Origin of the sequence: Arthrobacter sp. B0490 (assembly GCF_002929355.1) — a bacterium.
GTDB lineage: Bacteria > Actinomycetota > Actinomycetes > Actinomycetales > Micrococcaceae > Arthrobacter_D.
Genome location: NZ_PJIR01000002.1, coordinates 243510 through 265015, shown reverse-complemented (window position 1 = coordinate 265015; position 21506 = coordinate 243510). Strand labels below are relative to the sequence as shown.

Annotated in this window: 18 protein-coding genes and 1 tRNA gene; 8 read left to right on the top strand and 11 right to left on the bottom strand. The window is 69.4% G+C overall.

Going from position 1 to position 21506, the window contains the following annotated elements:
* Position 1: 1 nt before the first annotated feature.
* Positions 2 to 538: a hypothetical protein gene (locus CXQ97_RS20520; RefSeq protein ID WP_181034967.1), complete on the top strand. Its 537-nt coding sequence runs from the start codon at positions 2 to 4 to the stop codon at positions 536 to 538.
* Positions 539 to 570: 32 nt separating this feature from the next.
* Complete coding sequence (locus CXQ97_RS04185; protein WP_258062244.1) at positions 571 to 1710, top strand: class I SAM-dependent methyltransferase; 1140 nt, start codon at positions 571 to 573, stop codon at positions 1708 to 1710.
* Positions 1711 to 1851: 141 nt separating this feature from the next.
* Here CXQ97_RS04185 and rpsA read toward each other — a convergent pair whose 3' ends face one another.
* From rpsA to polA, 3 genes are all read right to left on the bottom strand, one after another.
* Positions 1852 to 3324 (bottom strand): 30S ribosomal protein S1, encoded by a 1473-nt coding sequence (gene rpsA, locus CXQ97_RS04180; protein WP_104179580.1) that lies wholly within the window; start codon positions 3322 to 3324, stop codon positions 1852 to 1854.
* Between the two features lie 283 nt (positions 3325 to 3607).
* A complete protein-coding gene (locus CXQ97_RS04175; RefSeq protein ID WP_104179579.1) occupies positions 3608 to 4903 on the bottom strand; it encodes a GNAT family N-acetyltransferase in 1296 nt (431 codons plus the stop codon).
* 61 nt (positions 4904 to 4964) lie between these two features.
* Entirely contained in the window at positions 4965 to 7763 is a 2799-nt protein-coding gene (gene polA, locus CXQ97_RS04170; protein WP_104179578.1) for a DNA polymerase I, read from the bottom strand.
* Between polA and CXQ97_RS04165 the strand changes: the two genes are divergently transcribed.
* Genes CXQ97_RS04165 through CXQ97_RS04150 form a run of 4 tightly spaced genes read left to right on the top strand, consistent with a single transcriptional unit; the run spans position 7762 to position 9247 of the window.
* Positions 7762 to 8250 (top strand): hotdog fold thioesterase, encoded by a 489-nt coding sequence (locus CXQ97_RS04165; protein ID WP_104179577.1) that lies wholly within the window; start codon positions 7762 to 7764, stop codon positions 8248 to 8250. The genes polA and CXQ97_RS04165 overlap by 2 nt on opposite strands.
* 19 nt (positions 8251 to 8269) lie before the next feature.
* Positions 8270 to 8524, top strand: coding sequence for a hypothetical protein (locus CXQ97_RS04160; RefSeq protein WP_104179576.1), 255 nt, complete (start codon positions 8270 to 8272; stop codon positions 8522 to 8524).
* Positions 8525 to 8576: 52 nt separating this feature from the next.
* A complete protein-coding gene (locus CXQ97_RS04155) occupies positions 8577 to 8756 on the top strand; it encodes a hypothetical protein (protein WP_104179575.1) in 180 nt (59 codons plus the stop codon).
* On the top strand, positions 8756 to 9247 hold the full coding sequence (locus CXQ97_RS04150) for a hypothetical protein (protein WP_104179574.1): 492 nt from the start codon (positions 8756 to 8758) through the stop codon (positions 9245 to 9247). Before CXQ97_RS04155 ends, CXQ97_RS04150 begins: the two co-directional genes overlap by 1 nt.
* 56 nt (positions 9248 to 9303) lie before the next feature.
* On the opposite strand, the gene CXQ97_RS04145 is transcribed toward CXQ97_RS04150, so the two are convergent.
* From CXQ97_RS04145 to ligD, 3 genes are read right to left on the bottom strand one after another with little or no spacing between them, the layout of a single operon-like run.
* Positions 9304 to 9687 carry a response regulator transcription factor gene (locus tag CXQ97_RS04145; RefSeq protein WP_104179573.1) on the bottom strand — a complete coding sequence of 128 codons (384 nt, stop codon included), beginning with the start codon at positions 9685 to 9687 and terminating at the stop codon, positions 9304 to 9306.
* Positions 9688 to 9697: 10 nt separating this feature from the next.
* Positions 9698 to 10177, bottom strand: a complete 480-nt coding sequence (locus CXQ97_RS04140) for a hypothetical protein (RefSeq protein WP_104179572.1) — start codon at positions 10175 to 10177, stop codon at positions 9698 to 9700.
* A 43-nt stretch (positions 10178 to 10220) separates the two neighbouring features.
* The gene (ligD, locus tag CXQ97_RS04135) at positions 10221 to 11243 is read right to left on the bottom strand and encodes a non-homologous end-joining DNA ligase (RefSeq protein ID WP_104179571.1); all 1023 of its coding nucleotides are present in this window, start codon (positions 11241 to 11243) and stop codon (positions 10221 to 10223) included.
* A 199-nt stretch (positions 11244 to 11442) separates the two neighbouring features.
* Here ligD and CXQ97_RS04130 point away from each other — a divergent pair, with 199 nt between their 5' ends.
* The gene (locus CXQ97_RS04130) at positions 11443 to 11682 is read left to right on the top strand and encodes a hypothetical protein (protein WP_104179570.1); all 240 of its coding nucleotides are present in this window, start codon (positions 11443 to 11445) and stop codon (positions 11680 to 11682) included.
* 149 nt (positions 11683 to 11831) lie between these two features.
* Here the strand turns inward: CXQ97_RS04130 and CXQ97_RS04125 are convergent, their stop codons facing one another.
* Together CXQ97_RS04125 and CXQ97_RS04120 are read right to left on the bottom strand one after the other, a co-directional pair.
* The gene (locus CXQ97_RS04125; RefSeq protein WP_146069568.1) at positions 11832 to 12263 is read right to left on the bottom strand and encodes a hypothetical protein; all 432 of its coding nucleotides are present in this window, start codon (positions 12261 to 12263) and stop codon (positions 11832 to 11834) included.
* Positions 12264 to 12637: 374 nt separating this feature from the next.
* Positions 12638 to 12719: transfer RNA gene (locus CXQ97_RS04120), tRNA-Leu, on the bottom strand.
* A 145-nt stretch (positions 12720 to 12864) separates the two neighbouring features.
* On the opposite strand from CXQ97_RS04120, the gene CXQ97_RS04115 reads away from it, so the two are divergent.
* Positions 12865 to 13467 carry an ANTAR domain-containing response regulator gene (locus CXQ97_RS04115; RefSeq protein ID WP_104179568.1) on the top strand — a complete coding sequence of 201 codons (603 nt, stop codon included), beginning with the start codon at positions 12865 to 12867 and terminating at the stop codon, positions 13465 to 13467.
* An 85-nt stretch (positions 13468 to 13552) separates the two neighbouring features.
* Here CXQ97_RS04115 and pyk read toward each other — a convergent pair whose 3' ends face one another.
* The 3 genes from pyk to gltB form a co-directional block, all read right to left on the bottom strand.
* Positions 13553 to 15043: a pyruvate kinase gene (gene pyk / locus CXQ97_RS04110; protein ID WP_104179567.1), complete on the bottom strand. Its 1491-nt coding sequence runs from the start codon at positions 15041 to 15043 to the stop codon at positions 13553 to 13555.
* 72 nt (positions 15044 to 15115) lie between these two features.
* Positions 15116 to 16573, bottom strand: a complete 1458-nt coding sequence (locus CXQ97_RS04105; RefSeq protein WP_104179566.1) for a glutamate synthase subunit beta — start codon at positions 16571 to 16573, stop codon at positions 15116 to 15118.
* The gene (gltB, locus tag CXQ97_RS04100) at positions 16566 to 21188 is read right to left on the bottom strand and encodes a glutamate synthase large subunit (protein WP_104179565.1); all 4623 of its coding nucleotides are present in this window, start codon (positions 21186 to 21188) and stop codon (positions 16566 to 16568) included. Before gltB ends, CXQ97_RS04105 begins: the two co-directional genes overlap by 8 nt.
* Between the last annotated feature and the right edge of the window lie 318 nt (positions 21189 to 21506).

Sequence of the window (21506 nt, the reverse complement as noted above, 5' to 3'; positions counted from 1 at the left end):
GGTGGAGAACCATCCGGACCACGAGTACCAGCGTATCCAGCTCCTCCGGGCCATCCGTCACGCGCAGATCGACCCCGGTGAGCTGTGGCTGCACTACTTCGGGCTGGCGGGTGATGCCGGCGAGTACGAGGTCGAGGCCTATCTGCACGGCTCCTTCACCCTCCCGCCGCTGCAGCGCGATCTGCTCGCGCATGCGGCGAACGAACTGATCGACCGGCTGCCCGCGCCGCCCCGCGCGCCGTACAGCACGGATCTCGTGCCCGACGGCGCGGACGGGGACACGGCGGCCGAGGACACGGCGGCCGACGGATCGGGGTCGGTCGCGTCCCCCGGGGGCCCAGGCGGGACGCCGCTGGACTGGCTTCTCGGCAGGAGGGCCGGGGGTGCCTCCGCCCCGGACGGCACGGGCAGCGCGGGCAGCACGGACGATCCCGGCACCGGCGGCGGGGACAGCACGGGCGCGGACCGTCCGAGCACGCACATGCCTGACGGCCCGGACGATCCCGGCGGTCCCGAGTCCGGTCCGGGCACTTCCTGACCGGAGTCGGGACGGCACCTAGGATGGAGAGGGTGACCCCGTTCAGCCTGGACCTCCTGCGCCGCCGCCCCGACATCGAGGCACAGGAGCTGGTGGCCGTGGATGCCGCCGATCGGCTGCTCCTCGACACCGCAGCTGATCGCCTCGGCACCGGCGGCATCGCCACGATCAACGATGCCTATGGCGCCCTCACACTGGGCGCCGCAGCACTCTCCGGCGCCACCGTCCGCGTCTTCCAGGACGGCGTCGTGCACGAGCGGGCCCTGGCGCTGAACGCCACGGACCAGGGGATGCAGGGATCCTACCGGTCCTGCCGGCTCGACGCCGAGCTGTTCGACGGCGTTACCACAGTCCTCCTGCGACTGCCCCGCTCGCTCGACGAACTCGACGAGATCGCCTGGACGATCGCGCTATTCGCCCGCCCGGACGTGCAGGTCCTGGCCACCGGCCGGGTCAAGCACATGACGCCGGCCATGAACACCGTGCTCGGCCGGTACTTCTCGGACGTCACCGCCGGTCTCGCCCGGCAGAAGTCCCGCGTCCTCGTCGCCACCGGTCCCCGCCCCGTCGACGGGTCCTCCTACCCGCGGAGCGCACGCTACGACGTCGGGCTGGGCGGGCCTCTCGAGCTGCGCGCCTACGGCGCGACGTTCGGGGGTGCCGCGCTCGACCCGGGAACGCGGCTGCTGCTCCCCCACCTGCGCGGGCTGGCGGACCCGACGGCCGGGCCCTCCCATCGGGCCGGGGTCATCGATCTGGGCTGCGGGAACGGGGCGATCGCCGCGTACCTCGCCCTGAGCCATCCCCGCCTGGACGTCCGGGCCACGGACCAGTCCGCCTCGGCGACGGCGTCCACGCTCGCCACGGCGGAGGCCAACGGCGTCGCGGACCGCGTCAGGGTGAGCCGGGACGATGCCCTGTCGACGGTGCCGGACGCCTCGGCCGGCGTCATCGTCCTGAACCCGCCGTTCCACATCGGCAGTACCGTGCACGCGGGCATAGCCCATCGGCTCTTCGGCGCGTGCGCCCGCGTCCTGGCACCCGGGGGCGAGCTGTGGACGGTGTGGAACAGCCACCTGCGCTACCGGCCGGTCCTGGAGCGGATCATCGGCCCCACGCACCAGCTCGACCGTTCACCCCGCTTCACCGTCACGGTGTCGAAGCGCCGGTGAGTCGGTAGCCGGCGGGTTCCCGATGCCCGGAGCCGTCACCTCCGTGCCCGCCGGCACCCGGACGACAAGCAGGGAGGGCCCCCGCCGATCGGCGGGGGCCCTCCCTGTGTCCTGCTGCAGCGTTCGGCTGCAACCCGGTGCTTACGCTCCGGTCAGCTTCTCGCGCAGTGCCGCAAGAGCCTCGTCGGACGCGAGCGTCCCGGAACCGGAGTCCGCGACGACGGGCTCCGAGGAGTAGCTCGTCGAGTTCGACTCGACGGGCTCGTTCGCTGCGGCGGCGTCGTCGGACGCGTGCTGCACGACCTGCTTCTTGTGCGACTCCCAGCGTGACTGGGCCTCGGCGTACTGGGCTTCCCAGGCGGCGCGCTGGGTCTCGTAGCCCTCGAGCCATTCGTTCGACTCGGGGTCGAAGCCCTCGGGGTACTTGTAGTTGCCCTCGTCGTCGTACTCGGCGGCCATGCCGTAGAGCGCGGGATCGAACTCGGTGCTGTCCGCGTCGACGCCCTCGTTGGCCTGCTTGAGGCTGAGGGAGATGCGGCGGCGCTCGAGGTCGATGTCGATGACCTTGACGAAGAGCTCGTCACCCACGGAGACGACCTGCTCGGCCAGTTCCACGTGCCGGACGGCCAGCTCCGAGATGTGCACGAGGCCCTCGATGCCGTCTTCGACACGCACGAATGCGCCGAAGGGGACGAGCTTCGTGACCTTGCCGGGCACGACCTGACCCAGGGCGTGCGTGCGGGCGAAGGTCTGCCAGGGGTCTTCCTGGGTGGCCTTGAGCGAGAGGGAGACGCGCTCGCGGTCGAGATCGACCTCGAGGACCTCCACGGTGACTTCCTGTCCGACCTCGACGACCTCGGAGGGGTGGTCGATGTGCTTCCAGGACAGCTCGGAGACGTGCACGAGGCCGTCCACTCCGCCGAGGTCCACGAAGGCACCGAAGTTGACGATCGAGGAGACGACGCCCGGACGGACCTGGCCCTTCTCGAGCTTGTTGAGGAACGTGGAGCGCACCTCGGACTGGGTCTGCTCGAGCCACGCACGACGCGACAGCACGACGTTGTTGCGGTTCTTGTCGAGCTCGATGATCTTCGCTTCGATCTGCTGGCCGATGTACGGAGCCAGGTCGCGGACGCGACGCATCTCGACGAGGGACGCGGGCAGGAAGCCGCGCAAGCCGATGTCCAGGATGAGGCCACCCTTGACGACCTCGATGACGGTGCCGGTGACGACGCCGTCCTCTTCCTTGACCTTCTCGATGTCGCCCCAGGCACGCTCGTACTGAGCGCGCTTCTTGGAGAGGATCAGCCGGCCTTCTTTGTCTTCCTTGGTGAGTACCAGAGCCTCGACCTGATCGCCCACGGAGACGACGTCCCCGGGATCGACGTCGTGCTTGATGGAAAGCTCGCGGGAAGGAATGACACCCTCGGTCTTGTAACCGATGTCGAGCAGGACCTCGTCACGGTCGACCTTGACGACGGTACCTTCGACGAGATCTCCGTCGTTGAAGTACTTGATCGTCGCGTCGATCGCTGCGAGGAAGTCCTCAGCGGTGCCGATGTCGTTGATGGCGACTACGGGGGCACCTTGCTTCTCGGTGGTGGTGATGGTCATGTAGTTGGGGCTCCGTTGTGGATGATGACTAGCTCCGGTCATGACGGAGACCGCGATTCCGGCTGGGCCGGGAGCGGGTTCCGATGTCCGGATGTGGACGAAATGGAAAGAACCTCGAGAGGTTCATGAGGAGTACTGCGCCCCGCGGGCATCCGATCTGCATCGGGACCCGACGAAACGCACTACGCGCCTGCTCAGTCTAGCCGCGGGGTCCAACACCGTCAAAGCAGCGTGGAGCTCCCGCGATGCGGGCCGCGGCCGTGCACGGACAGGGAACCGGCGACTAGAAGTGGGTGATGCAGTAGGGCTCCTGCGGCCGTCCGAAGAGGGAGTCGAGCAGGTCCACTGCCTCACCCGAATGCGCGGTCAGTCCGCCGGCCAGGGCGAGCGTGGACGCCTGCACTCCCCCCAGGTACAGGGATCCGAGGGCGTTCACCGTCAGCGTGGCGTCGGGCGCCTCGGTGCCGGCGGGCACGACCTGCGCGGCGCCGTCGACGACGGTCAGGACGAACGAGCCGCCCGCGATGTCGTGGCCGTCGACCACGTGCAGCACGATCCTGCCGCTGCCGCGGTACGAGCGCCGCCCGAGCGCCGCCGCCACATCGAGTAGACGGACCCACAGCACGTCCTCGGTGCCCTTGACCTGGTAGCAGCGCCGGTCCCGCAGTGCCCAGGGCAGGGGGTCGTCGCGGCGCGCGCCGTCCCAGGTGATCCGCTCCACGAGATCGAGCGATCCCAGGTAGCGCCACAGTTCGAGGTACGCCGAGGGCGTAGCGGCCACGAGGTCGACGATCTTCATCGTGTACGGGGTCGTCTCCCAGCCGGCGAACCGGTAGCTCACGTAGCCGAGGGGCTCGCCGGCGCTGTCGTAGTGCACCGCCATGCGGACCGCGCGGTCCTCGACGGGGCGCTCGCGTCCCCACTCGCCCGAGGCGCGGCGGGGGTAGGCGTGCTGCCTGCCGACGGACCCGAACGTCGAGGCCTGGAAGTGCTCGAAGATCCTCTCGGCGAGCGGGACGGCGTGCTCCCGGGCGACGAGCGTCGTGGTGCCCGTGCCCGGCGCCGTCACCTCGAAGCGTTCGCGCACGTCGACCTCGATGCTCTGCGTGAAGGTGGCGCAGCCGAAACCGAAGCGCCCGTAGATCGTGGCCTCGGACGCGGTCAGGATCGCCAGTGGCAGTCCGCGCTCCTTCGCCTCCCGCAGGTCCCGCATCATCATCGACCGGAGGATCCCGTTGCGCCGGTGGCTGGTACGGACGGTGACGGCCGTGATCTGGTGGGCGTCGATCTGGCCCGCGCCGACGTTCAACGGATGCACCATGGTGCCGTAGGTGGCGACCGGGTGGTCGGCGCCGAGGGCCTCGGCGGGCTGGGCGCCGTCGTGCACGCCCCACAGGACGCGCCGGTCAGCCCGGTAGGCAGCGAGGTAGTGCGGGAGGTCCTCGGGGTCGAACGTCCCCTCGTGGAAGCCGATCCCCTCGGCGTCGAGCCATTTCGCGAAGCGGCCACCGGCGGTGGCGTCCTCGTCGGGGCCAGGGGTGAAGGTCTCGGTCCGCAGGTCGGGCGTGTAGTGGCTCACAGTCCACCACCCTAACCGGGGCGGCCTCGCCCGACCAACGGCTGCCGCCGGCCCGGATGCCCTAGTGCGCGGCGTCGTGCCAGCTGGCTCCCGTGCCGACCGACACGTCGAGGGGCACGGACAGCTCGGCGGCGCTGCCCATCTGCTCGCGGACCAGCGCCTCGACCTCCGCGGCCTCGCCCTCGGCGATCTCGAGCACGAGTTCGTCGTGCACCTGCAGCAGCATGCGCGAAGCAAGCCCACGCGTGGTCAGGGCGTCGTCGACGCCGAGCATGGCCTTCTTGATGATGTCCGCGGCGGACCCCTGGATGGGCGCGTTGAGCGCCGCGCGCTCGGCCATCTCCCGGAGCTGCCGGTTGTCGCTGGAGAGGTCCGGGAGGTAACGGCGCCGGCCCTCGATCGTGGAGGTGAAGCCGTCCTTGCGGGCCTGCTCGACGATGCCGCGCAGGTAGTCGCGCACCGCGCCGAACCGTTCGAAGTAGTCGCGCATCAGGGTGCGCGCCTCGTCGACGGAGATGTTGAGCTGCTTGGAGAGGCCGAACGAGCTCAACCCGTAGACGAGGCCGTAGGACATGGCCTTCACCTTCGAGCGCATGGCGTTCGTGACCTCCTCGGGCGCGACCCCGAAGATGTGGGAGCCCACGAACCGGTGGAGGTCCTCGCCCTCCTGGAAGGCGGAGATGAGGCCTTCGTCGCCGGACAGGTGCGCCATGATGCGCATCTCGATCTGCGAGTAGTCGGCCGTCATGAGGCTCTCGAACTTCTCGCCGTTCCGGCCCTGCCCGACGACGAACACCTCGCGGATGCGCCGCCCCTCGTCGGAGCGGACCGGGATGTTCTGCAGGTTCGGGTTCGTCGAGGACAGGCGCCCGGTCGCCGCGATGGTCTGCAGGTAGGTCGTGTGGATGCGGCCGTCGTCGCCCGCGGCCTTCCGGAGCCCCTCGACGGTCTGGCGCAGCTTGGTGGCGTCACGGTACGCCAGGAGCTGCTCGAGGAACGGGTGGCCCGTCTTGGTGATCAGGTCGGTCAGGGCGTCCGCGTCGGTCGAGTAGCCCGTCTTGATCTTCTTCGTCCTCGGCAGTTCGAGCTCGTCGAACAGGACGGTCTGCAGCTGCTTGGGCGAGCCGAGGTTGATCTCCTTGCCGATGATCCGGAATGCCTCGGAGCCGGCGGCGCTGATGGTCTTCGAGAAGTCGTCGTAGAGCCGGTCCAGTCCGTCGAGGTCGACGGCCACACCCGTGAGCTCCATGCGGGCGAGCACCTCCGCGAGCGGCAGTTCGAGTCCGCCGAGCAGCTGGTTGGCGCCCTTCTCGACGAGCTGGCCGGCGAAGTGCTCGCTGAGGCGCAGGGCGGCGTACGCGGCGACGACGGCGGGCGATGCGACGTCGTTCCCGCCGAGGTCCAGTGCCTGCTGTCCCGAGGAGTCGTTGGCCGACGCGGTGATGGACAGGCGCAGGTGGTACTGCGCGAGGTCCGCGAGCTCGTAGCTGCGGCGGTCGGGCTGGATCAGGTAACCGGAGATCGCCGTGTCGTCGACCTCCCCGGCGAGGTGGAGGCCCCGGGCGGAGAGGAGCTTGAACACCGTCTTGAAGTCGTGGACGATCTTCGGCGCGTCGGTGGAGGCCAGCCAGCCCCCGAGGACCTTCTCCGCCTCCGCGTCGAGGGGCTCGAGCGGGATGAAGGCGGCATGCAGGCCGGTGACGACGGCGATCCCGACGACGTCCGTGGTGCCTGCCGTCGTCTCCGTCGCCAGGGCGACGGAGGCCGGGGCCTGGTTGGTGGCGGTGAACCACTGTGTGAGCCCTGCGGCGTCGTCGACCAGCACGTGGGAGGGTGCGCTCTGCTCGTCGCCCTCGTCCTCGGTCTCCTCCTCCCCGAAGAGGTCAAACAAGCGCTTGCGCAAGGTGTTGAACTGCAGCGAGTCGAAGAGGTCCTCGACGGCGGGGCGGTCCGGGTGCTGCGACACCATGGCGTCGAGGTCCACCGGCAGTTCGAGGTCGGTCAGCAGGCGGTTGAGGCGGCGGTTCCGCTTCACGTCGTCGATGTTGGCGCGCAGCGAGTCGCCGACCTTGCCGCCGATCTTGTCGAGATTCTCGAGGATGCCCTCGAGGCCGCCGTACAGCTTGATCCACTTGGCCGCGGTCTTCGGGCCCACGCCGGGGACGCCGGGCAGGTTGTCGGCGCTCTCGCCCACGAGGGCCGCGAGATCCGAGTACTGGTGGGGAGGCACGAAGTACTTCTCCTCGATGGCCTGGGCGTCCATCTGCGGGATGTTCGTCACACCCTGCTTGGGGTACAGCACCGTCACGCGGTCGTTGACCAGCTGGAAGGCGTCGCGGTCGCCGCTGACCACCTGGACGTCCCAGTCGACTGCGGCGGCCTGGAAGGCCAGGGTCGCCAGGATGTCGTCGGCCTCGTAGCCGTCGAGGGAGATGGTCGGGATCCGCATGGCCTCCATGACCTTGATGATCAGGTCCACCTGGCCGTGGAACTCCTCGGGCGTCTTGTTCCGGCCGCCCTTGTACTCCGTGTACTCCTCCGAGCGGAACGTCGGGGTGTCGAGGTCGAAGGCCACGGCGACGTGGCTGGGCTTCTGGTCCTTGATGAGGTTGATGAGCATCGCGGTGAACCCGTACACCGCGTTGGTGTGCTGCCCCGTGTCGGTGGAGAAGTTCTCGGGAGGCAGGGCATAGAACGCCCGGAACGCCATGGAGTGCCCGTCGATGACGAGGAGACGGTTCCGCGAGCCGTCACTGCGGCGGGCCGGCGCCGGCGCCGGGGAGGTCTCCGAGGGAGGGGGGACGGTCAGGGTCGCGGCGGGCTTGGCTGTTTCACTCACAGGTGCCAGCCTAGTTCCCATGACAGACAACCGCACCCGGACCGATACCCCCTCCCGCCCGTCCGAGGACCGGCTGGCCGAGCTGGTCGCCGCGGGGGTTCCCGCCGAGATGCACGGCTGGCTGGGGCGCTACGGCGTGGGCGCACTCACGGTCAAGATGGGCATCGTGTTCTCCGAGATGAGCGCCGAGCGGATGGTCGCGACGATGCCCGTCGAGGGCAACCAGCAGGTCGCCGGGATCCTGCACGGCGGGGCGCACGTGGTGCTGGCCGAGACGCTCGGCTCCTTCGCGGCCGGGCTCCACGCCGGACCCGACCGGCAGGCCGTCGGGATCGAGGTGGGGGCCACGCACCACCGCAGCGCCGACTCGGGGCTCGTGACAGGCACTGCCACGGCCATCCACCTCGGACGGACGCTGACGACCCACGAAGTGGTGATGACGGACGAACGGGGCCGCCGGCTGTCGACGGCCAGGATCACGAACATGATCCGCGACGTCCGCGACTGACCGGCCGCAGGGCGAGGAGGTGGCCGCCGCGCTGCAGAAGGCCGGCATCGACGTGCAGCTGCAGACGGTGCCCGGCGGTCACACGTGGGAGGCCTGGAAGGCCGGCCTGCAGGACGACCTCGACTGGCTGATGAAGCGCTACGGTGTCCTGCCCCAGGAAAGCCGGAACAGGACACGATCGGGACACCGCACCAGAAGGGCGGATGAAGGGATTGCAAGTTCCGCCGGGACGGGCCGGCGGGTTGCCCTCGCTTCGGCGCCCTGCCTACCGTGAAGCGGAGCGCCGGAAGCGGCGCACCACGACCGATCACCGGAGGACGGACACCATGGCCGACAAGAAGCTGAAGACCGTCGCCGCCCTCCTCGCGGCCGGCGCCCTCTTCCTCGGCGGCTGCGACCTGGGTAACCAGGACAGCGACGATCCCGGCACCGACACCGGGAACAACGACGACAACAACGGGGTCGACACGGACGTCGACGACGACGCCCGCGAGGACGACGACTGATGGCGGGGCGCCGTTCGGCCCTCCTGCAGGCAGCCCTGCGGGGTGCGGCAGCCGGCCTCGTCGGGACCGCCGCCATGACCGTGGCGGAACACGCGGAGCAGCGCCTGACGCACCGGCCCGACTCGCACGTCCCCGGGCGGACGCTGCGTGCCCTCGTCGGTAGGCCGACGGGCAACGCAGACCTGTACCCGGGCTGGAACCGCGTGATGCACTGGCTGACCGGTGCGACCCTCGGAGCTCTCCGCGGGATCTGGTCCGTGACGGGCATCCGAGGCACCTCCGCGACGGCAGCTCACGCCGTCGTCCGCCTCGCGTTCGACCAGACGCTCGAGAACGCGACCGGGGCAGGCGCTGCCCCGCGACTGTGGCCCGTGAGCGAGAAGGGGATCGACTACCTGCACAAGGGGGTGTACGCGCTGGTGACGGGGCTCGCCTCCGACGCGGTCAACGCGCCCGTCCTCGAGACCGATGCGGGCGCCCGCTCCCACTGAGGCGCAGCCCCACCGGATCGTGACCCCAAGGAGACAGGCATCCGTACCGCGGGCGGTCAGGCGTCCGCCGTCGTGGTCCCTTCCTGGATGTGCCGCCGGAGGTCGGCGGGCCGGAAGGGCTTGCGCAGGTAGCGGTCCGCCCCGGCGTCGAATCCCCGTTGCTCGTCGGACGGGTCGGCCCGTGCCGTCAGCATCACGATGAAGGTCGTGGAGAAGCGCCGGATCCTCTCGGCCACCTCGAAGCCGTCGATGTCCGGCAGCCCCACATCGAGCGTGACGACGTCCGGCATCAGGCGCCGCACCATCTCCACGCCGGCAAGCCCCGCAGGCGCAGTGTGCACCCTGAACCCCGTCCCGGTCAGCACGGTGTGCAGCAGATCGCGGACGTCGTCATCGTCCTCGATGACGACCGCGGTGCGGGATTGCTCGGAGCTCGGCATGGGCCCAAGTTTACTCCGGAGCACGTGCCGCGAGCGGTCGGACGCCGGGCCGGGACTCGGGCCGGACCGTCGCCTCCACCGGCTCTTCGCCGCCCGTCGGCCGCACCGTGACGGTCCGCGCGGTGTCCGGTAGGTCGGAGAACGCGCCGAGCATCAGGAGCTCGCTCGTGCCGCCCGGGACCGCCCCACCGGCGTACTGTTCGACGAGCCCCACGACCTCGGGCGACTCCCCACCGGCGGCCGCGGCAGCCCACTCCTCGATCACGGTCGACGCCGGCCGGAGCTCCAGGTCCTGGCCCTCCGGCGTCGCCACGGTGATGATCTCGAGGGCGAGCGTCAGCCCGCCCTCCGGGTCCGAGACCGTGGCGAGCGCGGAGGTCACGGGGGCCTCGGCCAGTCGGGTACGCGGGCCCTCGACGTCCTCAGGCGCATCGGCGGGCAGGACGGTGGCTGACAGCGCGCTCTTCCGGGTCTCCCGGCAGCCGTGCACTTCAGGTCGCGGCGTGTGTTGACAGCGCGGAGGACGGCGGGGTTCAGGTGCGGTTGCGTGCGCGGCTGGGCTGCACCCGCATCGGTTCGCCGGGCATCTTCGGGAAGTCCGGCGGGAAGGGCAGCTCCCCGAGGCCGTTCGCGACGTCACGGCCCCACCACGAGCGCAGCACGTCGATGCTTCCCGGTTCGTCGTGGAGGTGCTCCCAGGGATCGCCGACCGTGCGCAGCCGCTCGGGCACGGTCGCGATCGTGAAGGCGGCAGGGTCGACGCCGTCCAGTTCGTCCCACGTGACGGGGCAGGACACGGGAGCGTGCGGGAGCGCCCTCGGACTGTACGCTCCGGCCATGGTGCGGTCGCGGTTCGCCTGGTTGTAATCCACGAAGATGCGCTCGCCGCGCTCCTCCTTCCACCACGCGGTCGTCACGCGATCCGGCATCCTGCGCTCCAGCTCCCGGGCGGCGGCGATGACCGCGCGACGGACCTCGAGGAACTCGTGGACGGGTTCGACGGGCGAGAAGACGTGCAGACCGCGGTTGCCCGACGTCTTCACGAAGCTCGCAAGCCCGGCGTCGCCGAGGACGGAACGGAGCTCGTGGGCCGCCGCGACGACGTCCGCGAAGGTCGTGCCCGGCTGCGGGTCGAGGTCGATCCGCAACTCGTCGGGCAGGTCCGGGGCGCCCGCGCGGGACGCCCAGGGGTGGAAGACGACGGTGTTCATCTGGATGGCCCACACCGCCGCGGCCGGCTCGTCCAGCACCAGCTGGGGGTGGGAGCGGCCACTGGGGTAGGTGACGGGCACACTGCGCACGTAGTCCGGTACGCCCTTGGGCGGGTTCTTGCTGAAGAAGTGGTCGCCGTCCACGTCGCCGCCGAATCGCTGCAGCGACACCGGCCGGTCGCCGTTGGCAGTCAGGAAGGCGGGAGCGACGTCGATGAGGTAGCGCGCGAGGTCGAGCTTGGTCAGGCCCGCCTGGGGCCAGAGGACACGGGACGGGCTGGACAAGCGGACAGGCCGGGGACCGTCCGGTGAGTCGACGTCGAGGATCATCGCTTCGCTGGCCATGCGCCCAATGTACCCCGACCGCGCTGCACCGCAACGGTGCTGCGGCTCCCCGGGAAGGACCGGCGACGCAGCGGAGGAGCGTCACACCCTCCTCGCGGCGGAACGGGGAGAAATTTCCCGCACCCGGCGTCGACCCTCCGACCTCGGTGAAGGAGGAAGGTTGGAACAGGATGTCACCCGGAGAGCTGAGGAACGGACCATGGACGCCCACACCCAAAGGGAACAACTCACGCAGATCATGATCGAGGAGGATCTGCACCTGTCGGAGGTGTGGCTGCGCTACTTCTCCCTGGGCGGGGAGGAGAGCGAGGAACAACTGATGCTGTACACGGTCGCGGAGGTCCAGCTGCGCGAGGGACAGCGCGACCTGGTCTCCATCGCCCTACGCGAACTGGTGTCCGAGCGCCACGGCGCCGCCGCCCGACGCACCACGCAGTAGCCGGACCCGGGACCGACCGTCCCATGAGATGACCCGGCAGGGCTCGGGTCCTGTACGGGACCGATCCCCTGCCGGGTCGAGAATGCCTTTCAGGCCGAGGGGGCCCATCGTTGCGAGCCCATCACAGGGAACGCGTGCTGGCTGGAAGCCTAGTGACGGTCCCTATCGCACTTGATCCAGACCCTCCCACTCTGCTCCCAGCCATCCTTCTTGCTGTAGCTGATGGCCTTATACTCGTAGCCACACGAGGCGTTCCTGATCTGGTACCTGAAGTCGTCGTCCTTGTCCGTCCGTACCTCGCGATGGTCGATCACTCGTTCCCGGCCGTGATGATTGATCTGGACGACTTTCACATAGACCCACTTGGCGTCGTAGTTCTCGCCGCGGACCTTCAGATCGACGTGTCTGCCCTCGCCCTTCGCCTCGAGATACAAATCCGCCCCCCGGTCGTAGTGGTTCCCGGAGGTCGCGACCTGGACAGGCGAGGCGACGGCCGGTGCGGCCAGGCCCATACCTGCCAGAAGGGCGAGCAGGGTTCCTGCGACAAGGACGAACAGACGCCAACTAAGAGAGTTTTTCATGATGGCTTTCTTCCACGCATGCCGGGCTGAGGATGAGGATGGGTGTGTGCCGTGTTCGGCACGCCGCGGGCGGTCGTCCGGCGTTGCCGCCCGTTTATGCCCAGAGCAGACCCGGCGACCCACAACCAATCCGGGCGTCTTCCCCGAATTCCTCGTCCCCGCTGCCTGCAGTTGCGATCTTCACTTGCGGACTGCGGCTCCCCAGCTGAGCCATCCCAACACCGTCTCGCGGTGGACCCCCAATGGTAGACGACCACCGGCGATGAGAGAAGGGGCGGAGGGCCATCATGACCCCGGGATCGGCGTGTCGAGGCGCACGTCCCGCCGCGAGGACAGATCGTCCGCCGGACGACTCCCGATCCGTGGATGCGCTGTGCCCGAAGTGGGACTCGAACCCACACACCTCTCGATACTGCATTTTGAGTGCAGCGCGTCTGCCAATTCCGCCATTCGGGCCGTCCGCGCCCGGACCTGGGGTGGCAGGCTGACTTCGTCCACCGCCGGTGCGCGAATCCACTCTACATGCCGATAGGCTGTTTCCGGGTACGCGGGCATGCGCTCCGCGGACCCACCAGAACGCCACCGTGATCAAGGAGCAACAGTGTCTGAATCCACCGAATCCACGCCCGTCGGGCCCGCACGCCGGGTCATCGTGGCCGAGGACGAGACGCTCATCCGACTCGACATCATCGAGATCCTGCGGGGGGAAGGCTACGAGGTCGTGGCCGAGGCCGACAACGGCGAGAAGGCCGTGGCGCTCGCCCAGGAACACAAGCCGGACCTCGTGCTCATGGACGTGAAGATGCCGGTCATGGACGGCATCACGGCTGCCGAGCAGATCGTCAAGGCACGGATCGCCCCCGTGGTCCTGCTCACCGCCTTCAGCCAGAAGGAACTCATCGAGCGCGCGCGCGACGCCGGGGCGATGGCCTACGTGGTCAAGCCGTTCACGCCTGCCGACCTCATCCCTGCCATCGAGATCGCGATGTCACGCCATGAGGAGATCAAGGCGCTGGAGGCCGAGGTCTCCGACCTCCAGGAGCAGTTCGCCACCCGCAAGCTCGTGGAGCGCGCCAAGAGCCTGCTCACCACCAAGATGGGCCTCACCGAGCCCGAGGCCTTCCGCTGGATCCAGAAGACCTCCATGGATCGGCGCCTGAGCATGCGCGAGGTCGCCGAGACGATCATCAACCAGGTCAACTGAGAGGCCGGGTCGGCGAACCCGACCCGGGCAGGACGACGAAAGGACCCCCACCCGGGAAGGGTGGGGGTCCTTTCGTCGGATCGGGCTACTTCTTCTTGAGGGGCCAGGGGCCCACGCCTTCCTTGATGTACGACGTGTGGCCGTCGGGCAGCTGTCCGGCGTCGGTGATGTCGCCGACGCGGTGGACCTTGATGGAGTTCGTCGAACCGGCCTGTCCGGGAGGGGAACCGGCGGCGATGACCACGAGATCGTCCACCTCGACGAGGCCCTGCTCGAAGAGAACCTTGTCCACCTGGGCGGTCATCTGATCCGTGTGCTCCACGAATTCGACGAGCTTCGGCTGGATGCCCCAGATGAGGGACATGGCGTTCAGGGTGGACTGCACCGGGGTGAACGCGAAGACCGGCTTCCTCGGGCGCAGGCGGGACAGGCGGCGCGCGGAGTCACCCGACTGGGTGAACGTGCAGATGTACTTGGCGTCGAGCTGGTCCGAGATCTCGACGGCGGCGCGGGTGATGGCTCCACCGCGGGTCTTCGGCTTGCTGCCGAGCGGGGGGACCCGCTCGAGGCCGTGCCGTTCGGTGGATTCGATGATGTCGGCCATGGTGCGGACGGTCTCGATGGGGTACTTGCCGACGCTCGTCTCGCCCGAGAGCATGACCGCGTCCGCGCCGTCGAGCACGGCGTTGGCGCAGTCCGAGGCCTCGGCGCGCGTGGGGCGCGGGTTGTCGATCATGGACTCGAGGACCTGCGTGGCGACGATGACGGGCTTGGCCCAGCGGCGGGCGAGCTCGACGGCGCGCTTCTGCACGATCGGGACGTCCTGCAGCGGCATCTCCACGCCGAGGTCGCCACGGGCGACCATGATGGCGTCGAACGCGTCGATGATCTCCTCGAGGGCGTCCACGGCCTGCGGCTTCTCGATCTTCGCGATGACCGGGACCCGGCGGCCTTCCTCGTCCATGATCTCGTGGACGCGCTTGACGTCGCCGGCGTCGCGGACGAAGGAGAGGGCGACCATGTCGACACCGGTGCGGATGGCCCAGCGGAGGTCCTCCTCGTCCTTGTCGCTGAGGGCGGGGACGTTCACGGCGACGCCCGGCAGGTTGATGCCCTTGTTGTTGGACACCATGCCGCCGACGACGACCTCGGTGGTGACCTTCACGTCGTCGACCGCCGTGGCGCGCAGCGAGACCTTGCCGTCGTCGATGAGCAGCATGTCGCCGACGCTGACGTCCTGGGGCAGCCCCTTGAACGTGGTGGAGGAGATCTCCTGCGTGCCCTCGATGTCCTCGACGGTGATGGTGAAGACGTCGCCCGGGGAGAGGGCATGGGGGCCGTCGGCGAAGCGGCCGAGGCGGATCTTGGGGCCCTGGAGGTCGGCGAAGATGCCCACGGGCTTGCCGAGCTCCTCCGACGCACGACGGACGTTCTCGTAGGTGCTGGTGTGCACGGCGTAATCACCGTGGCTCATGTTCATCCGGGCAACGTCGACGCCCGCCTCGAGCACCGCGAGGGTGTTCTCGTAGCTGGCGATTGCGGGGCCGAATGTTGCAACGATTTTTGCGCGTCTCATGAACCTAGCCTAGTCGTGTTGGGGTCGTCGGGGTGATGTCGGAGGTGGTGGCAGGGGTGCTGCCGGTGCCGATCAGAGGACGGCGATGGAGCGGTCGGTCGGCGCCACGGGCGCGGGCAGCCTGGTCGATCCCATGAGCCACTGGTCCACCGCTGCGGCACACGCGCGGCCTTCCGCGATGGCCCACACGATGAGCGACTGGCCGCGGCCGGCGTCGCCCGCCGAGAACACGCCGGGTGTGTTGGTCATGTAGTAGCCGTCGCGCGCCACGTTCCCGCGCTCGTCGAACTCGGCGTGGACCTGCTCGGTGATGCCCGCCGGCTCGGCCCCCGTGAAGCCGAGGGAGAGGAAGACGAGGTCTGCCGGGATCTCGCGCTCGGTGCCGGCCTTCGGCACGCGGCGGCCGTCGACGAACTCGGTCTCCGCGACCTTGATGCCGCGCAGTACGCCACCGTCGCCGACGAACTCGACGGTCGACGCGAGGTAGCGGCGCTCACCGCCCTCCTCGTGGGCGCTCGCGATGTCGAAGAGCGTGGGGAACGTGGGCCAGGGCTGGTCCGGCCGGCGCTCGGAGGAGGGCTGCTGCCCGATGGCGAGCGTCGTGACGCTCGCGGCCTTCTGCCGGTGCGCGGTGCCGAGGCAGTCGGCGCCTGTGTCGCCGCCGCCGAGGATGACCACGTGCTTTCCCTCCGCGTGGATCTGGTCCTCGATGGCCTCGCCGGCCACGACGCGGTTGCCCTGCACGAGGTAGTCCATCGCGAAGTGGACGCCCTCCAGGTCGCGGCCCGGGATGGGCAGGTCGCGTGGCACGGTGGCGCCGGTGGCGACGATGACGGCGTCGTAGCGCCGCTTCAGCTGCCCCCAGCTGATGTCCTTCCCGACGTCCACGCCGGTGCGGAACCGGGTGCCCTCGGCCTCCATCTGCTCGAGGCGGCGCTCGAGGTGGATCTTCTCCATCTTGAAGTCGGGGATGCCGTAGCGCAGGAGCCCGCCGATGCGGTCGTCACGCTCGTAGACCGCGACGGTGTGGCCCGCGCGGGTCAGCTGCTGCGCGGCCGCGAGGCCGGCGGGTCCGGAGCCGACGACGGCGATGGTGCGGTCGGTGAGCCGCTCCGGCGGGTGCGGTTCCACCCAGCCCTCCTCGAACGCCTGGTCGGCGATGGAGACCTCGACCTGCTTGATGGTCACGGGCGGCTGGTTGATGCCGAGCACGCACGACGACTCGCACGGCGCCGGGCAGAGCCGTCCCGTGAACTCCGGGAAGTTGTTCGTCGCGTGCAGCCGCTCGATCGCCTCGCGGCCCTTGTCGCGGAACGTGAGGTCGTTCCACTCCGGGATGAGGTTGCCGAGCGGGCAGCCCTGGTGGCAGAACGGGATGCCGCAGTCCATGCAGCGGCCCGCCTGCGCCTTCAGGACGCCTTTCTCCTGCGCCTCGTACACCTCCTGCCAGTCCATGATGCGGACCGGCACGGGCCGGCGCGGCTGGGTCTGGCGCTCGCGCACCTTCAGAAATCCGCGTGGGTCAGCCACCGGTTACCTCCAGGATCTTGGTCCATGCCTCTTCGCCGTCGGGATCGAGTCCCTGTTCGGCGGCGGTGGCGCGGGCGTCCAGCACGGCGGCGTAGTCGCGCGGCAGGACCTTCGTGAATCGTGCGACGGTGTCGTCGAAGGACGCGAGCAGGGTCTCGGCGAGGGCGGACTCGGTCTCCTCGACATGGCGGATCAGCAGCTGCCGGACGATCTCGATGTCCTCGGCGTCCAGCTCGACGAGCAGGAGCTCCCCGTTCTCGAGGCTCTGCCGGTTGACGCGGGCGCGGTCGAGGTCGAGCACGAAGGCCGTCCCCCCGGACATGCCCGCACCGAAGTTGCGGCCGGTGCGGCCGAGGATCAGCGCCTGCCCGCCCGTCATGTACTCGCAGCCGTGGTCGCCGATGCCCTCCGCCACCGCGGTGGCGCCCGAGTTCCGGACGAGGAACCGCTCCCCCACCTGGCCGCGGAGGAACATCTCGCCGCTCGTGGCGCCGTAGCCGATGACGTTGCCCGCGATCACGTTGTGCTCGGCGTGGAACGCGTTCGCGCGGTCCGGGCGGACGATGATGCGCCCGCCGGACAGGCCCTTGCCGACGTAGTCGTTGGAGTCGCCGAACAGCCGCAGAGTGACACCGGCCGGCAGGAAGGCGCCGAGCGACTGCCCCGCCTGGCCCGTGAGGGTCACGTCGATGGTGTTCGTGCCGAGCGTGTCCAGCCCGAACGTCCGCGTCACCTCGTGGCCGAGCATCGTCCCGACGGAGCGGTCGGTGTTGACGACGTCGAGTGAGATGCGGACCGGGGAGCGGTGGTGCAGCGCGTCGGCACTCATCTCGATGAGCTTGTTGTCGAAGTGCTGGTCCAGATCGTGGTTCTGCGGCAGCATGTTCCGCATCGGCTCGCCGGAATCGAACTCGTTGCCGCGCAGGATGGGGTCCAGGTCCAGGCCGTCGGCCTTCCAGTGCTCGATCGCGTCGCGGGAGTCGAGCAGCTCGCTGTGGCCGATGGCCTCCTCGAGCGTGCGGAAGCCGAGCTCCGCCAGGATCTCGCGGACCTCCTCAGCGATGAACTCGAAGAAGTTGACCACGAACTCCGGCTTGCCCGTGAAGCGGCTCCGCAGTTCCGGGTTCTGCGTCGCGACGCCCACCGGGCAGGTGTCGAGGTGGCAGACCCGCATCATGATGCAGCCCGACACGACGAGCGGCGCCGTCGCGAAGCCGAACTCCTCCCCGCCGAGCAGGGCGGCGACGACGACGTCGCGCCCGGTCTTGAGCTGCCCGTCCACCTGCACGACCACGCGGTCGCGCAGGCCGTTGAGCATGAGCGTCTGCTGCGTCTCGGCGAGCCCGAGCTCCCACGGGATGCCCGCGTGCTTGAGCGAGTTGAGCGGGCTTGCGCCGGTGCCGCCGTCGTGGCCGGACACCAGGACGACGTCGGCCTTGGCCTTCGTGACGCCCGCAGCGACCGTGCCGATGCCCACCTCGGACACGAGCTTCACATGGACGCGCGCGCTCGGGTTCGACCGCTTGAGGTCGTAGATGAGCTGCGCGAGGTCCTCGATGGAGTAGATGTCGTGGTGCGGCGGCGGCGAGATGAGGGCGACACCGGGTGTGGAGTGCCGCGTGCGGGCGATCCACGGGTAGACCTTCTGGCTCATGAGCTGGCCGCCCTCGCCGGGCTTCGCCCCCTGCGCCATCTTGATCTGGATGTCGTCCGCGTTGGTCAGGTAGAGGCTCGTCACGCCGAACCGCCCGGAGGCCACCTGCTTGATGGCGGAGCGGCGCTCGGGGTCCAGCAGGCGCTCGACGTCCTCGCCGCCCTCCCCCGTGTTGGACTTGCCGCCGAGGCGGTTCATCGCGATCGCGAGCGTCTCGTGGGCTTCCTTGGAGATGGAGCCATAACTCATGGCACCCGTGGAGAACCGCTTCACGACGGCGGAGACGGGCTCCACCTCGTCGATCGCGATGGGCTCACGGGCGTCGCCGCGGAACTTCAGGAGCCCGCGGAGGGTCATGAGGTCCTTCGACTGGTCGTCCACGCCGCGCGTGTAGGCCTTGAAGATGTCGTAGCGGCGTTCACGCGTGGCGTGCTGCAGCCGGAACACGGTCTCGGGGTTGAACAGGTGGGGCGGGCCCTCCCGGCGCCACTGGTACTCGCCGCCGTTGTCGAGGCCGCGGTGCGGGTCCTCGATGCCGTCCTGCGGGTACGCGCTCTCATGGCGTGCGGCGGTCTCGGCCGCGACGACGTCGAGCCCCACGCCGCCCAGCTGGGTCTGCGTGCCGTGGAAGTACTCGTCGACGAGTTCCTGCGCCAGGCCGAGCGCCTCGAAGGTCTGGGCACCGCAGTAGGAGCTGACCGTGGAGATGCCCATCTTGGACATGATCTTCAGGACGCCCTTGCCGAGGCCCTTGATGAGGTGCGCGACGGCGGCCTCGGCGGTGACGCCGGTAATGTCGCCGTTGCGGACGAGTTCCTCGCAGCTCTCCATCGCCAGGTAGGGATTGACCGCGGAGGCTCCGTAGCCGATCAGCACGGCGACGTGGTGGACCTCGCGGACGTCGCCGGCCTCGACCACGAGCGAGGTCTTGGTGCGGTTGGCGCTGCGCAGGAGGTGGTGGTGCACGGCGCTGGTGAGGAGGAGCGACGGGATGGGCGCCCACTGCGCGTTCGAGTCGCGGTCCGAGAGCACCACGTACTCGACACCGCGGTTCAGTGCGCTGGAGACCTGCTCGCAGATCTCCGCGAGGCGCGCACGCAGGGCGGCCTCGCCGCCGTCGTGCCGGTAGAGGCCCCGGACGCGGACCGTCAGCCGGTCGCCGTCGTCGGTCTCGAGGTTGGCGATCTTCGCGAGCTCGTCGTTGGTGATCACGGGGAACTTGAGCGCGATCTGCTTGGAGCGCACCTGCCCGGTGGACAGGAGGTTGCCGTCGGGTCCGATGGTCACGCCCATCGACGTGACGAGTTCCTCGCGGATCGAGTCGAGCGGCGGGTTCGTGACCTGCGCGAAGGACTGGACGAAGTAGTCGAACAGCAGGCGCGGGCGTTTGGAGAGCACGGCGATGGGCGTGTCGGATCCCATGGCGCCGAGGGGCTCGGCGCCGCTCTTCGCCATGGGGCCGAGGAGGATGCGCAGCTCCTCCTGCGTGTACCCGAAGGTGCGCTGGCGGCGGTTGATCGAGGCCTTGGTGTGGATGACGTGCTCGCGTTCCGGGAGGTCCTCGAGCTGGATCAGGTTCTCCCGGACCCACTCGCCCCACGGGTTCGCTGCGGCGACCTCGGCCTTGATCTCCTGGTCCTCGATGAGCCGGCCTTCCTCGGTGTCGACGAGGAACATCTTGCCCGGTGAGACGCGACCCTTGCGGACCACGCGGGAGGGCTCGACGTCGAGCACGCCCACCTCGGAGGCGAGGATCACGAGCCCGTCCTCGGTGACCCAGTACCGGGCGGGGCGCAGGCCGTTGCGGTCGAGGACCGCGCCGACCAGCCTGCCGTCGGTGAAGGAGACGGCGGCCGGTCCGTCCCAGGGCTCCATGAGCATGGAGTGGTACTGGTAGAAGGCGCGGCGGGCGGGATCCATGGTGGCGTGGTTCTCCCACGCCTCCGGGATCATCATCATGATCGAGTGCGTGATGGGGCGACCGGAGAGGGTCAGGAGTTCGGCCACCTCGTCGAACGACGCGGAGTCCGAGGCGCCCGGCGTGCAGATGGGGTAGAGCTCCTCCGGGGAGTCGCCGAGCAGCCGATTGGACAGCTGCGACTGCCGGGCCCGCATCCAGTTGCGGTTCCCCTTGACGGTGTTGATCTCGCCGTTATGGGCGATGGTCCGGAACGGCTGCGCGAGGGGCCACGACGGGAACGTGTTCGTCGAGAAGCGTGAGTGCACGATCCCGAGCCGCGTCTTGAACCGCTCGTCCGACAGGTCGGGGTAGAACGGCTCGAGCTGCGCCGTGGTCAGCATGCCCTTGTAGACGATCGTCTTCGAGGACAGCGAGGGGAAGTAGACGCCGAACTTGTTCTGGGCGCGTTTGCGGACCCGGAATGCCCGGGCATCGAGGTCCGGGACCGCGCCGTCCGCGGGCGCCAGGAAGAGTTGGACGAAGTGCGGCATGCACGCGCGGGCCATCGCGCCGACGAGGTCCGCCACGATGGGCACGACGCGCCAGCCGAGGACCTCGAGGCCTTCGGCTTCGGCGATCGACTCGAGGCCGGCACGGGCCGTCTCCTCCTCCTTCGCCTCGGCGGGGAGGAACGCGGTGCCGACGACGTATGAGCCTGCGGCAGGGAGCGGGAAGTCGACGACGGCACGGAAGAACTCGTCGGGGATCTGGGTGAGAAGGCCGGCGCCGTCGCCGGTGCCCTCGTCGGCGCCCACGGCGCCGCGGTGCTCGAGGTTGCGCAGCGCGGTCAGTGCGGCATCGACGATGTCGTGCCCGGGCTCACCGCGCAGGGTCGCGATGACGGCGAGGCCGCACGCGTCCTTCTCGTTCTCCGGGTCGTAGAGACCCGTGGCCTCCGGGATGGAGGCGAATCGTGTGAAGGGCGATTCCACGGGCCCGTCGGTGGTCGACGTCGTCCCGGGATGCGTCCCGGTAGAGGTCTCTGGCGTTGCAGCAGTCATCAGTTAAGGATCCTTCCCCCTTGATGGAGCGTCGGGAGGGGACAGCCTTGGCCCCGCGGGCGCCGCTGGGAGCGGCCACCGTCTGTTGGTTCATCTACCCGCCTGCGCCGGCATCGCCCGACGTTCTTGGCGGGCGGTCGCAGTACTCGTCCTGCGCCGGACGGGTCGGTTCGGTGCGGACAGGAAGGTGATCCGGCCGTCGCACCGATAGTCCACAACTGTGTGGTGTTGCGTCCTTGAGGGGCGGTGGCCCGGGGACTGCTTGCGGGGACCTAATCCCGCGGCTCCGCTTTCGCGGGGCCCTGAGGAACGCAGGAC